The 12,759-nt window shown below is 44.5% G+C and carries 14 protein-coding genes; 11 read left to right on the top strand and 3 right to left on the bottom strand.

The features are described 5' to 3' along the window. Window positions 1-12 precede the first annotated feature (12 nt). A complete protein-coding gene (gene lepB, locus ECHVI_RS11665; RefSeq protein WP_015266198.1) occupies window positions 13-1,083 on the top strand; it encodes a signal peptidase I in 1,071 nt (356 codons plus the stop codon). A gap of 104 nt (window positions 1,084-1,187) precedes the next feature. Here lepB and ung read toward each other — a convergent pair whose 3' ends face one another. Then, on the bottom strand, window positions 1,188-1,850 hold the full coding sequence (gene ung / locus ECHVI_RS11660) for a uracil-DNA glycosylase (protein WP_015266197.1): 663 nt from the start codon (window positions 1,848-1,850) through the stop codon (window positions 1,188-1,190). A gap of 71 nt (window positions 1,851-1,921) precedes the next feature. Here ung and apaG point away from each other — a divergent pair, with 71 nt between their 5' ends. Both apaG and ECHVI_RS11650 read left to right on the top strand, forming a co-directional pair. Then, window positions 1,922-2,308 carry a Co2+/Mg2+ efflux protein ApaG gene (apaG, locus tag ECHVI_RS11655; RefSeq protein WP_015266196.1) on the top strand — a complete coding sequence of 129 codons (387 nt, stop codon included), beginning with the start codon at window positions 1,922-1,924 and terminating at the stop codon, window positions 2,306-2,308. Continuing rightward, window positions 2,308-3,084 (top strand): O-methyltransferase, encoded by a 777-nt coding sequence (locus tag ECHVI_RS11650; RefSeq protein ID WP_015266195.1) that lies wholly within the window; start codon window positions 2,308-2,310, stop codon window positions 3,082-3,084. The genes apaG and ECHVI_RS11650 overlap by 1 nt, the downstream gene beginning before the upstream one ends. Here the strand turns inward: ECHVI_RS11650 and ECHVI_RS11645 are convergent. Then, window positions 3,078-3,677, bottom strand: coding sequence for a methyltransferase (locus ECHVI_RS11645; protein ID WP_015266194.1), 600 nt, complete (start codon window positions 3,675-3,677; stop codon window positions 3,078-3,080). The two genes, ECHVI_RS11650 and ECHVI_RS11645, sit on opposite strands and share 7 nt — an antisense overlap. 42 nt (window positions 3,678-3,719) lie before the next feature. On the opposite strand from ECHVI_RS11645, the gene ECHVI_RS11640 reads away from it, so the two are divergent. From ECHVI_RS11640 to ECHVI_RS23660, 5 genes are all read left to right on the top strand, one after another. Further along, complete coding sequence (locus tag ECHVI_RS11640) at window positions 3,720-4,640, top strand: coiled-coil domain-containing protein (protein ID WP_015266193.1); 921 nt, start codon at window positions 3,720-3,722, stop codon at window positions 4,638-4,640. 436 nt (window positions 4,641-5,076) lie between these two features. Further along, the gene (gene rpsF / locus ECHVI_RS11635) at window positions 5,077-5,448 is read left to right on the top strand and encodes a 30S ribosomal protein S6 (RefSeq protein WP_015266192.1); all 372 of its coding nucleotides are present in this window, start codon (window positions 5,077-5,079) and stop codon (window positions 5,446-5,448) included. Further along, a complete protein-coding gene (gene rpsR, locus ECHVI_RS11630) occupies window positions 5,445-5,696 on the top strand; it encodes a 30S ribosomal protein S18 (protein WP_015266191.1) in 252 nt (83 codons plus the stop codon). The genes rpsF and rpsR overlap by 4 nt, the downstream gene beginning before the upstream one ends. 45 nt (window positions 5,697-5,741) lie before the next feature. Continuing rightward, on the top strand, window positions 5,742-6,185 hold the full coding sequence (gene rplI, locus ECHVI_RS11625) for a 50S ribosomal protein L9 (protein ID WP_015266190.1): 444 nt from the start codon (window positions 5,742-5,744) through the stop codon (window positions 6,183-6,185). Between the two features lie 96 nt (window positions 6,186-6,281). After that, window positions 6,282-6,428 carry a hypothetical protein gene (locus ECHVI_RS23660; RefSeq protein WP_157501360.1) on the top strand — a complete coding sequence of 49 codons (147 nt, stop codon included), beginning with the start codon at window positions 6,282-6,284 and terminating at the stop codon, window positions 6,426-6,428. Window positions 6,429-6,525: 97 nt separating this feature from the next. Here the strand turns inward: ECHVI_RS23660 and ECHVI_RS11620 are convergent, their stop codons facing one another. Further along, complete coding sequence (locus tag ECHVI_RS11620) at window positions 6,526-6,774, bottom strand: hypothetical protein (protein ID WP_015266189.1); 249 nt, start codon at window positions 6,772-6,774, stop codon at window positions 6,526-6,528. Between the two features lie 194 nt (window positions 6,775-6,968). Here ECHVI_RS11620 and ECHVI_RS11615 point away from each other — a divergent pair, with 194 nt between their 5' ends. The 3 genes from ECHVI_RS11615 to priA are packed head-to-tail and all read left to right on the top strand — an operon-like array spanning window position 6,969 to window position 12,529. Then, window positions 6,969-7,949 carry a GSCFA domain-containing protein gene (locus tag ECHVI_RS11615; protein ID WP_015266188.1) on the top strand — a complete coding sequence of 327 codons (981 nt, stop codon included), beginning with the start codon at window positions 6,969-6,971 and terminating at the stop codon, window positions 7,947-7,949. A gap of 15 nt (window positions 7,950-7,964) precedes the next feature. Next, window positions 7,965-10,001, top strand: coding sequence for a thioredoxin domain-containing protein (locus ECHVI_RS11610; protein ID WP_015266187.1), 2,037 nt, complete (start codon window positions 7,965-7,967; stop codon window positions 9,999-10,001). A 5-nt stretch (window positions 10,002-10,006) separates the two neighbouring features. Next, window positions 10,007-12,529, top strand: coding sequence for a replication restart helicase PriA (priA, locus tag ECHVI_RS11605; RefSeq protein ID WP_015266186.1), 2,523 nt, complete (start codon window positions 10,007-10,009; stop codon window positions 12,527-12,529). Window positions 12,530-12,759: the final 230 nt, after the last annotated feature.

Here is a 12,759-nt window from a genome sequence, read left to right as displayed (position 1 = left end):
CATTGAAAAAACATGAGTTCAGAAAAAAAGAAAAAAGGCCCTGTTAGGGAGTGGTTGGACGCGCTGGTTTTTGCAGTCATTGCTGCCAGTTTAATAAGATGGTTATTTTTAGAGCCATTTACCATCCCTACGGCCTCCATGGAAAAGTCCCTTTTAGTGGGTGATTTCCTATTTGTGAGTAAAATGCATTATGGTACCAGAACTCCCCAAACGCTACTGCAGGTACCACTTACCCATCAAAAAATCTGGGGAACGGATATTCCTTCCTATTCTGATGCCATCCAGCTGCCTTACTACAGGCTGCCGGGATTTAGCGGTGTAGACAGAAACGATGTCGTGGTTTTCAATTATCCAACGGAATTTGAACATCCCGTGGACCTGAAAACCAACTATATTAAGCGTGCAGTGGGCACCCCTGGTGACGTCATTGAAATTCATGATGCCCAGCTCTCCGTCAACGGCACACCTGCTCAAAACCCTGAGGGGATGCAATATTCGTATGATGTTGTCCCTAGCAGAATGTTGAACGCGGAATTCTTTGAGAAATTTGACATCAATCAGGACTCATTCCACCCCTACAATGGCCTATATGTGGTGTTCACCACTCCGGAAATTGCCAAAAAACTGGAAGAATCTCCCGTCATCAAGGAAGTTAACCTTCGGGTGTATGAGGAAGGAAATGGTGATCCTGAAATTTACCCTGACGGCGCATATTATGGCTGGAACAGGGATAACTTCGGCCCGCTTACCGTACCGGCAAAAGGCTGGACGATCGATTTGACAGCAGACAATGTTCGCCGTTACGCCTTTACCATCCGTCATTATGAAGGCATCGAAAACCTTCAGATAGAAGCCAATCAGCTTTTCATTGATGGCAAAAAGCAAGACACCTACACCTTCAAACAGGATTACTACTTTATGATGGGTGACAACAGGCATGATTCCCTTGACTCCAGGTTTTGGGGATTTGTTCCGGAAGATCACATCGTAGGCAAGGCGTGGTTCTTATGGCTGTCCCTTGATAAGCATAAGAGCATGTTCAGCAAGATCCGTTGGGAGAGGTTCTTTAAAGGGATTGACTAACCATTTGATAAATAAATTCCAAACCAACAAAAAAGGCGGGAAGCATCGATAGCTTTACCGCCTTTTTTGTTCGATTTTTAGTGCTTGATCGTTTCCTGCAGCCCTCACCAGTTGATTGGTGTCATTCCACGTTGACGCAGGTAATCATTGGCTTTGCTAAAATGCCCACACCCTAGAAACCCTCTATGTGCTGAAAGCGGACTTGGATGGGGTGCATGCAGTTTGAGGTGCTTTTGATCAGAGATAAAAGCGGCTTTTTTTCGGGCGTAGGCTCCCCAAAGCAAAAATACCAGCCCCTCCCTTTCTTCGGCCAGCTTGCTGATCACCGCATCGGTAAACTCTTCCCAACCTCTCTTTTGGTGGGAACCTGCCTTATGCGCTTCCACGGTAAGAGTGGAATTGAGTAGCAGCACGCCCTGCGCTGCCCATCGCTCCAAATTCCCATGCGAGGGAATATCCACGCCAAGGTCTTGCTTTAATTCCTTGAAGATATTTAGCAGAGATGGCGGAAAAGGCACACCTTCACGGACAGAAAAGGAAAGGCCATGGGCCTGCCCTGGGCCATGATAGGGATCCTGGCCCAATATTACCACTTTCACTTTATCAAAAGGACAATGGTCAAATGCATTGAAGATCTCACCTCCTGCAGGATAAACCTGCTTTTGTTGGTATTCACTTTTTACAAATGCCGCCAGGGAATCAAAATAGGGCTTTTCAAATTCATCGGATAATTTCTCTTTCCAGGAAGAAGCTATTTTAACGTTCATTTAGACTATTTCTCTTGAGAATTCATAATAAACCCTTAATTTCGAACAAAAATCCCTTTAGAAAAAATATAATGGTAACGGCAATTACAGAAGGCATCAAAGTAAGTGTGCAAGCTACTTACCAACCGGAGTACTCTAGTCCGCATCAGCACCACTATGTCTTTACATACAAGGTTACCATCGAAAACAACAGTCCTAATACCATCCAGCTCTTACGAAGGCGCTGGGAAGTAGCAGACGCCGGCCAAAAGTCTCGCATCATCGAAGGCGATGGCGTGGTCGGCCAACAGCCTATTTTAGAGCCGGGCTATGCGCACCAATATGTCTCCGGATGTAACCTTAACTCCGGCAAGGGAAAAATGAAAGGCCATTATTTTATGGAGCGCATCCAAGATGGCAAAACCATCACGGTCACCATTCCTGAATTCCAACTCATCGCAGACATCTTCCACAACTAGTGTTTGATCAAATCCATCCCTTTTTCGCCTATCTTCGCTATTTTCTGCTCAAAGTGGACCGCCATTCGCTTCAAGCCCCTTATGCTTACGAAGTGTATGAAGGCTTGAAAGAATATGCCAAAACCCATCGCTCACCAGCACTGGAATCCAAGCGAGAAAAACTGCTGGCCAATCCTGCTAAAATCACCATTCAGGATCACGGAACCGGCTCATTACGATTGAAAAATCCTTTGAGGAAGATTGCTGCCATAACCCGTCACAGTGCTAGCAAACCTAAATTCTCCTTGCTGTACCAATACTTTTGTTCGCTCACGCCCGCCCAAACAGTGCTGGAACTTGGCACCTGTGTGGGGATAACCACGGCATACCTTGCCCAATCCACCCAAGGAAAGGTATACACTTTTGAGGGTGCGGATGAACTGGCTGAAGTCGCCAAAGGCACCTTTGGAGCATTTCCAGAAATTCACTTGATAGCCGGCAGGATACAGGAAACGTTGCCCGAGTTTCTCCAAAAAGTCCCTGGTGTGGATTTCGTCCTGATGGACGCCCATCACAATTATGAAGCGACGATCTTCTTTTGGAAAACCCTGCTTCCTGCACTGCAAAAGACCAGCGTGGTAGCTATCGGCGACATTCACCGCTCCAAGGAAATGGAAAAAGCCTGGAATGAGCTCAAATCCCATTCTTCCGTCACCATGAGCATGGATTTTTACGAATGTGGTATTTTATTCTTCAAGGCCGGACTAAAAAAGCAGCACTACATTTTACATTATTGAGGCTTAGCAGGCCTTTTCGCCACAAAGAAAAGTTCGCTTCCTGCCCGTGGCTTGATAGAATTATAGCAAGGCTCCATTTTGAGGACATCCAGTTCTTTTGTAAAAAGGTTTACATACATCTCCTTATCTCCACCGAAGGGCGGGCCATCCCTTTCAAACAGTATGTCAAAAAGCACCCCCACGAGCCTTCCCTCCGGTTTTAAGAGTTGTGCCATTTTTTTAACATAATCATTTCGTAGATTTGGGTGTAAAGCACAAAAGAACGTTTGCTCCAAAACCAAGTCATATTGGCCACGGTGGTCAAAAAAGTTCTCATGGTGCAGATTGGCCGAAGGAAACAGCGGGTATCGCTGCTGAAATCGCTTGAGAGGTGCATTGGCAATATCCAAGGCATGGACATGCTGAAAGCCTTTTTGGAAGGCATATGCCACTTCATGAGCATTTCCTGCGCCCGGAATCAAAATCTCTACCTCATAATCGTGAAGTTGGTCTAAATATTGCTTTAATGGAATGGTTGCTTCACCGGCATCCCAGCCAATTTGATTTCGCTGGTACCTGCCAAGCCAATAGTTTTCGTCAAGTGAAGGACACATGGTTAAAATTTGTTTGCACTAACTGACTAATACACAATACATATGAGCACTAATATACCCGAAGAAAAGTCATCAAGAAATGGAAAGGGGAAAAACATTCTGATCATTGTTTTACTTCTCTTGGTAATCTTCAGTGGCATTAAGCTGTACTTTGACAGTGTAGACAAGTCACAAAAGACGGAAGAAATCCTCATCCTTTCCGAAGAGAACAACGACCTCAATCTTCGTATTGACAGCATGGCTTACCAACTGGACCTCCGGATCAATGAAATCAAAAAATTGGGAGGAAATGTCGACTCACTCGTTGTCCTTAAGGAACAACTACTTGCAGAACGGAACACTGAGCGCAACAGAAGTGCTGCAGAAATCAACCAGCTCAATGAAAAAATCGATAGTTTCTCGGGTGTTCTGACCGAGAAGGATTCTGAAATCGAGAAGCTGAAGCAAGTAAACCAACAGCTTTTCACGGAAAACCAAGACCTCAAAACCTCAAAGGCTGAAATCGAAGATTCAATTGTGCAGCTAAACCTTCAGCAAGAAAAACTGGAAGAAAAGGTAAGCATTGCCCAGAAGCTTCATGCCGAAAACATTACGGTAGCCGCGGTCAATTCCAGGGGGAAAGAGCGGGAAGGATCTTTTCGTAACCGTCATTTGGAAAAGCTGAAGATATCATTTGACCTGACCGAAAACAACGTGGCAGAACCTGGCGCTAGGGATATATTCGTGCAGGTAGTCGCCCCGAACAATCAGGTGATCTTTGACATTGCCAAAGGCTCCGGAACCTTCAGCATTGATGGTCGAGAAGAGTTTTATACAGCCAAACAGGCCATCCTGTATGACAACTCGAAAAAGAGTCTCATTTACCTTTACCAAAAAGAAACCGATTACCCAGAAGGAAAATATGAGGTAAAAATCTATTGTGAAGGATTTAATATTGGCAACGAATCTTTTGAAATCAAGTAACAGCGCTTAACAGTTTGACATATTTAATTTTAATCGTCACCTGCAGCTTTTTTAGTCTGCAGGTGATTTTTTTGGCCAGACAGGTAAACACCAGTGCCACAGACATTAGGCATCAAGCAATATTTCTGTAAGGTGATAAATTTAGTGATCGGAACAATGATACGCCGACAAGACCTCAGGCACAACGCAACTATACATTCCTTTCTATGCAGGACCTACATGCACTTGGTGCCTTTGAGACGTTGTGGAAATTTTTTAATATTGATTTTGCCATGACGTAAAACTGGCAGCCCCAACATTTCCACTTGATCTAATATTAGGAACTGCCCTATTTCAAGCGACTTGTTTATCAACTAAATGCTTTGGGTTTTGATTTATTGAAATAAACCTTTAATTTTGCGATCTGTTTAATAATTACAAAAAAACAATAATTAAAATGTTCCAAAGAAATTACGAAACGGTATTCATTTTAACTCCCGTTTTGTCTGATGTTCAGATGAAGGATACCGTTGACAAGTTCGTGAACTTGTTAAAAGAAGAGGGGGCAGAAATTATTAATGTTGAAAATTGGGGTCTTAAGAAGCTAGCCTATCCAATTGAAAAGAAAAGCACCGGTTTCTACGTAATGGTAGAATTCAAAAGCTTGCCTACTTTGATCAAGAAGTTTGAAATCGAGATCAGAAGGGACGAGAAAGTAATGCGTTTCTTGACGACTGTATTGGATAAGCATGCGATTGCCTATGCCGAGAGAAGAAGAAAAGGTGAATTCAACAAAAAAACTGAAACTAAAGAGGAGGCTGCAAAATGACACTTAAGAACGAACCAATCAACAGAGAGCAAAATAAGAAGAAGTACTGCCGATTCAAGAAAATGGGCATCAAGTACATCGATTACAAAGATCCTAACTTCTTATTGAAATTTGTAAACGAGCAAGGTAAAATCCTTCCAAGAAGATTGACAGGAAACTCTGCGAAATACCAGAGAAAAGTGGCAAACGCCATTAAGAAAGCCAGACATTTGGCCTTGTTACCTTATGTAACTGACGGATTGAAATAATCCGGCCCTGTTCTATTCAATACTTATTAAATTTAGACAACTACAATGGACGTTATCTTAAAAACAGACATAAAAGGACTTGGCTATAAAAATGATCTAGTTACTGTAAAATCAGGATACGGAAGAAATTACCTTATCCCTCAAGGTTTTGCGGTATTGGCCACAACTTCTAACAAGAGGATCCTTGAAGAAAACATCAAGCAAGCAGCTCATAAAGCGGAAAAAATCAAAACTGAAGCGGAAGAGCTAGCGGCTAAAATCGAAGGTATCAAACTCGAAATCAAAGCCAAAATCGGTGATTCCGGAAAAATCTTCGGTAAAGTAACTACCCTACAAATTTCCGACGCCCTAGCAGAAAAAGGAGTGGAAGTAGATAGAAAGAAAATCGCTATCAGCTCTCCAGTAACCGGTGCCGGTGAATATGTAGCTGAAGTAGACCTTCACAGAGAAGTAAAAACAGAAGTTAAATTCGAAGTAGTAGCAGAATAAGCGACCATTTCGACTTGACATACCTAATTAAGGCTATCCACTTTTGGGGATAGCCTTTTTTGGTTAAATCCCCTCAACCAACCTGAAAATAGCGGATTGAGTAATACTTCTGGGGAGATGAATGTTGACATGTTTACCGGCAAGGTCAGTCGTCCCGTAAAGATGTTCAGGATCTACCTCCACCAAAGGCAGGTAAGTACCAAATGGGCAAAAGCTGCCCGTATCATCGCACAAGGGCAATAAGATTACTCGCTCCAAGTACCATGGGACGGATGGATCCTGAAAAACAATATCACCGTTAACCTAGGCCAGGTTATGAAGGCGTGACACACCTCTAAAATCAAGCTGAGGCAACCTTCTCCAAGTCCGCTAGCAACTTTTTAGATACTGCCCTGCTGTTCTTTTCCTTTTCTGCCTTCAGGGCGCCAAGTGCCGCTGAACTTTTTTCTATCAGACCAATGGGATTCTGGTCATACCGATAACTCCCCAAGCACCACTGCAATTCTGCGATGAGTTGATCTTGGATTTTAAGCTTTTGTAATTTCTCGACAGTTGCCTCTACGGTTTTCTCTAAAGTAAGTGTTTTCATGGACATTGAAATTTGATTGTAATTCCTTACCTGTTACCTGATAAAAGTAACCCTGCAAAAACATATTATCAACAATACCGATTAATATTTACTGAATCATTAATAAAATTAATTATACGTAAACAATTTCATAATTTTACTTTGATCTAGAAGGGATTACTCGATCATTGGCACAATTTCGTTAATTTCGTTCTATGCAATTACAAACCAATTTTGACATTCCCCTAACCCCCTGCCCTATCGATCACTCAGCTCCGATACTTAGCATCGGATCCTGTTTCAGTGCAGTTATGGGGCAACATTTAGCGGAGCGGAAATTCAAGGTGCTAAACAACCCGTTCGGCACCCTTTTCAATCCCCTGTCATTACTCCATCTTCTGGACATTTCCTTGGGAATAGAGGCTTTTTCAGAAGCACTGTTTTTAGCTCATGACGGCAGACAATTGCATTATTCTTGCCATTCCGCGCTATCGGGAAAAAATAAAGATGACCTAAAAGCCCTACTGAAAACACGATGCCAAACCACCCAAGAAACCCTATCCAAAGCTTCTTGGATGATCATCACATTTGGCACCGCCAATATCTATGAGCATCGCGCTTCGGGAAAGATCGTTTCCAGCTGCCACAAACAACCCGCAAAGGAATTTACAAAAAGAACGCTTTCCTTGGATGAAATAACCAAGGCCTTTTCGGCCACCCATGCCCACCTAAAAGCGACCAATCCTGATCTGAACATCCTGCTGACAGTGAGTCCGGTAAGGCATATCAAAGATGGCATTCCCGAAAACCAACTCAGCAAATCCATTTTAAGGGTTGCCTGTGATGAATTGGCCAAAGCGCATAAAAACATCCACTATTTTCCGAGTTATGAAATCATGATGGACGAACTTAGGGATTACCGATTCTACAAAGAGGACCTCATCCATCCTACCAAACAGGCTGAGGCGTATATTTGGAAAAAATTCAGTAAGAGCCACCTCTCCCCTTCAGCACTGCAGTACGCCGAAAACATCATGGATATCAAACGAGCCTTGGCCCATAAGCCCTTTAATCCTTCAGGGATCGCACACCAAAAGTTCCTTCAAAATCTTCTTAAAAAAATGGAACGAATGCCGGCAGAATTTGATTTCACCAAGGAGATCAAAGCAGTAAACGAACAACTTCTTTCTTTTTAACCAAACCAATTTTCCATGTCCCCAAAAGCCAACCATCTTATTGACAGCCAAAGTCCCTATTTACTTCAGCACGCCTATAATCCGGTCCAATGGTACCCTTGGGGACCAGAAGCCCTCGATAAGGCCAAACTAGAAAACAAGCCCATCATTGTCTCCATAGGGTATTCAGCCTGTCACTGGTGCCATGTAATGGAACATGAGAGTTTTGAGGATGAAGCGACTGCCAAAATCATGAACGCGCATTTTGTCTGCATCAAAATCGACCGGGAAGAAAGACCTGACCTTGACAACATCTACATGGATGCCGTCCAATCCATGGGGCTGCAAGGGGGGTGGCCGCTTAATGTTTTCCTGATGCCAAATCAAAAACCTTTTTATGGAGGCACTTACTTTCCTAACCCCAACTGGAAAGGGTTACTCCAAAACATTGCCGAAGCCTATGCAACCCACCATGATGAGTTGGCCAAAAGTGCTGAGGGGTTTGGGAACAGCATCAAATTAAAAGAAAGGGAAAAATACCGCTTAGCTGATGATCCCAGTAGGCTGACCGCTGAAGACCTGACCCATATGGCGCAAAAAATAGCCAGCCAAATGGATCCACAATGGGGTGGGTTTAACCGTTCTCCTAAATTCCCTATGCCAGCTGTATGGGACTTTTTGCTGCGCTATGCCGCGTTAAAAGGAGATGCTTCTTTAATAGAAAAAGTACTTTTCACCCTTACCAAAATCGGCATGGGCGGCATTTACGACCACCTTAGAGGAGGATTTGCCCGCTATTCTGTAGATAGTGAATGGTTTGCGCCCCATTTTGAAAAGATGCTTTATGACAATGGCCAATTGCTCTCGCTGTATGCTAAAGCCTTCCAGCTCAGTGGAGACGCATTGTTCAAAGAAAAAATCAATGAAACCGTAAATTGGCTCCAAGCAGAAATGCTTCAGGAAGAAGGAGGGTTTTATGCTGCCCTTGATGCCGATAGCGAAGGGGAAGAAGGCAAGTTTTACACCTGGACCCACGATGAACTTGAAAGCATGTTAGATGATGAGGATGCCTGGTTTTATGAATGCTTTAACATCAGCGAAAAAGGAAACTGGGAGAAAGGTGTCAATATTCTTTTCCAGACCCACACTTATGAAGAAATCGCCCATAAACACGGATTGGAAGAGGAGCAGTTGGCCCAAAACCTAAATGAGGTCAAAGAGCGCCTGTTAAAAATCCGAAACCTACGCACGCCTCCCGGCTTGGATGACAAGGTGATCGCAGGCTGGAACGGTTTGACCATTTCAGGATTGGCACAGGCCTATTGGGCTACTGCGAATCCACTTGCTAAATCACTGGCCATCCAGAATGGGACGTTTATCTTGGATCACATGCTCAAGGGGGAGCAGCTCTACCGTTCCTACAAAAACGGAGAAGCTTATACACCGGCCTTCTTGGAAGATTATGCCGCCATCATCCAAGGATTCATCCACCTCTATCAATTGACCTCCGAACCTCGATGGCTTCTAGTGGCCAAGCGTCTGACGGCATTTGTCTTGGAGCATTTCTTTGATGAAGACGACGGGCTTTTCTATTTTAACAACCCTGACTCAGAAACACTTATTGCCAATAAAAAGGAGATCTTTGACAATGTCATCCCTTCTTCAAATGCCCTTATGGCGACCAATCTCCATCAATTGGGACGGTATTTCTATGAAGACCGTTACCTTGCACTGTCCAGGGACCTGCTAGGGCTGATGCGTAAATTGCTGCTTTCAGACCCTGCATTCCTTAGCCAGTGGGGCAGTCTTTACCTGTCCGAATATGTGGGCACCCCGGAAGTAGCGATCGTCGGCAAAGGAGCCGCATCGCTAGCAAGTGAACTATTGCAAGCCTCCCCTGCCCTAAAAGTCATTGCAGCAGCAGAAAACAAGTCAGAAGACATTCCGCTTTTGGCCGATAAAGTAGCAGATCAAAATGGAAATGCCTTAATTTACGTTTGCTTTGACAAAACCTGCCTACGTCCTGTGGCGACCGTGGCAGAAGCAATTGACCAATTCCCAACACTTAAATAATTACCTTGGAAGACCTTTTTGGAGATAGCATACCCCTTGATGAAAGTACCCATCCATCTACGTTTGCAGATGTGATTCTTCCTGTCCCCATTCCTCGGATGTTCACCTACCGCATCCCCCGAACAATGGAAAAATCCATCGGCATCGGGCATCGGGTTATTGTGCAGTTTGGCCGCAAGAAAGTCCTTACGGGAATTATCGGAAAAGTCCATCAAAAGCCGCCAAAAGATTATGAGACCAAGGCGATTCTGGAAGTCCTGGATGATCAGCCGGTGGTCAATCCCCTTCAGATAAAATTTTGGTTTTGGATGGCTGAATATTATTGCTGCCAGATCGGGGAAGTGATGAATGCAGCCCTGCCTTCAGGGCTAAAACTGAGCAGTGAAAGTAAAATCCAATTGAACCCAACCTTCGACCCAGAGGCTTCTGATTTCCCGATAGACGACAGAGAGCAAATCATCTTGGATGCTTTGGAAAAAAATGACGCCCTCACTTACGAGGATTGCGGGAAACTTTTGGGCATTAAGTCCAGCTACCAAATCATCAAAAGCTTGGTCATCAAAGAGGCGGTATTGGTATACGAGCAAGTCAAGGAAAAATATGCCCCAAAAGTAGAAAGCAGGATAAAGCTCAAAGCGCCCTATTCCACCTCCAAAAAAGCCCTTGAGGCATTATTTGACCAGCTAAGCAAGAACACCAAGCAAGAAGAAATCCTTTTAAAATTCCTTCAGGAAATCCCGGTCTTTCATGCCCCGGAAAGGAATGAAAAAGGCCTGGAGAAAAAGGTCATTACGGATGCTGGACTCAGCCCCAGTTCCCTGAAAACCTTGATAAAGAATGACATTTTAGAGGAGTTCAAGGTAATTGTCAGCAGGTTTGAGAACCTGCCCTCTGACGACCGAGAAATTAAACTTGCAGATTTCCAGGAGGAAGGACTATCCAGCATCAAGGAGCAATTTGACCAAAAGCAGACCGTGCTGCTGCATGGGATCACTGGAAGTGGCAAAACAGAAATATACATCCACTTGATCCGTGAGGTATTGGACAGTGGCTCACAGGTATTGCTGCTGCTGCCGGAGATTGCCTTGACCACCCAGATTGTCAGCAGACTCCAAAAGGTCTTTGGTAGTGAAATGGGCATTTACCATTCCAAGCATTCCGACAATGAACGCGTGGAAGTTTGGCAGGGCGTTTTGAGTGGACGTTTTTCGTTTGTGGTCGGCGTGAGATCGGCCATTTTCCTTCCCTTTGACAGCTTGGGGATGATCATTGTCGATGAAGAGCACGAGCCATCCTACAAGCAATTTGACCCAGCGCCGCGTTTTCAAGCTCGGGATGCGGCCATCATGCTATCCTGGCTGCACCAATCCAAGACCCTCCTTGGCAGTGCCACCCCTTCCTACGAGTCCTTCTACAATGCCCGCACCCAAAAATACGGTTACGTTCACCTCAGCAAGCGCTTTGGAGAAGCTCAGCTGCCTGAATTTCACGTGGCAGACATCTTGGTAGACAAGAAGAAAAATCTGCTCAAACTGGATTTCACACGAATTATGCGCGAAAAAATCCAAGAAGCCCTGGACCGTCAAGAGCAAATCCTCATTTTCCAAAACCGGCGGGGCTATGCTCCATATATGTCCTGCGAGGAATGTGGATGGATCCCGGAATGTGAGCATTGCGATGTCAACCTTACTTATCACCAGTACAGCGAAGAAATGCGCTGCCACTACTGTGGCTTTAAGGAAAAGGTGCCCCGGGCTTGCCCTGCGTGCGGAAGCCACAAGCTGACGACAGTAGGCATTGGTACGGAGCGCTTGGAAGAAAGCCTTTCTTTACTCTTCCCCGAAGCCAGGGTAGGGAGAATGGACTTGGACACTACCAGAAGCAAATATGCCTATCAACGTATCTTCGATGAATTTTCCTCCGGGAACCTCGACATCTTGGTGGGCACCCAAATGATCACCAAGGGGCTGGATTTCGACCGGGTCACGGTAGTGGGCATCGTGGACGCTGACCGTATTTTGTACTTCCCGGATTTCAGATCTGGGGAACGGGCCTTTCAGCAAATCACCCAAGTGGCCGGAAGGGCTGGAAGGCGAAATCGTCGCGGAAATGTGGTCATACAGACCAGAAGGCCAGACCATGAGGTTTTCGAAAAAGTTATCCAAGGAAACTTTTCGGAATTTTACCTTACCGAGATGGCGGAGAGAAAGCGTTTTTTCTATCCCCCCTTTGTCAAAAACGTCAAAATCACTTCAAGGCACAAAGAAGCAAAGGTAGCGGAAAAAGCCGCCATAAACCTGGCCAATTTACTCAAGGATATCCCTGTAAAAAAAATCATCCTTGGTCCCGAGAGGGCTTTGATCGGAAAAATCAAAAACCAATATTTATTCGATATCTACATCAAGCTGGACAGAGCTGGCAACACCCCTGCCATTTTCAAACATGAAATGGGCAAAATCCTCTTTGAACTCAACACACAAAAAGCATTCAAATCGGTTCGTTTTGTGGTGGATGTGGATCCGTATTGATGGATAAAAAGGTTACTGAAATGGCGGCTTTTCCCGGTGTTGAAATAATATGGAGACCTTCCCATTGCTGATAAAGGAAGATGGCTGCTCGGTTTTGTTCGTCGCTTGCTCAGAGGGGTTATCGGTTCCTTGAAAGGTTTAGCCATATCATAATGATCTTAGCCATATAAACCTTGAACAAAATCTTATATTTTTTATAACTTTAGGCCATCAACCTATTAAACAAACGA

Origin of the sequence: Echinicola vietnamensis DSM 17526, assembly GCF_000325705.1 — a bacterium.
GTDB classification, from domain to species: Bacteria; Bacteroidota; Bacteroidia; order Cytophagales; family Cyclobacteriaceae; genus Echinicola; species Echinicola vietnamensis.
Note: the sequence above shows the minus strand (reverse complement) of the source record. Positions and strands in the feature narration are given on the sequence as shown.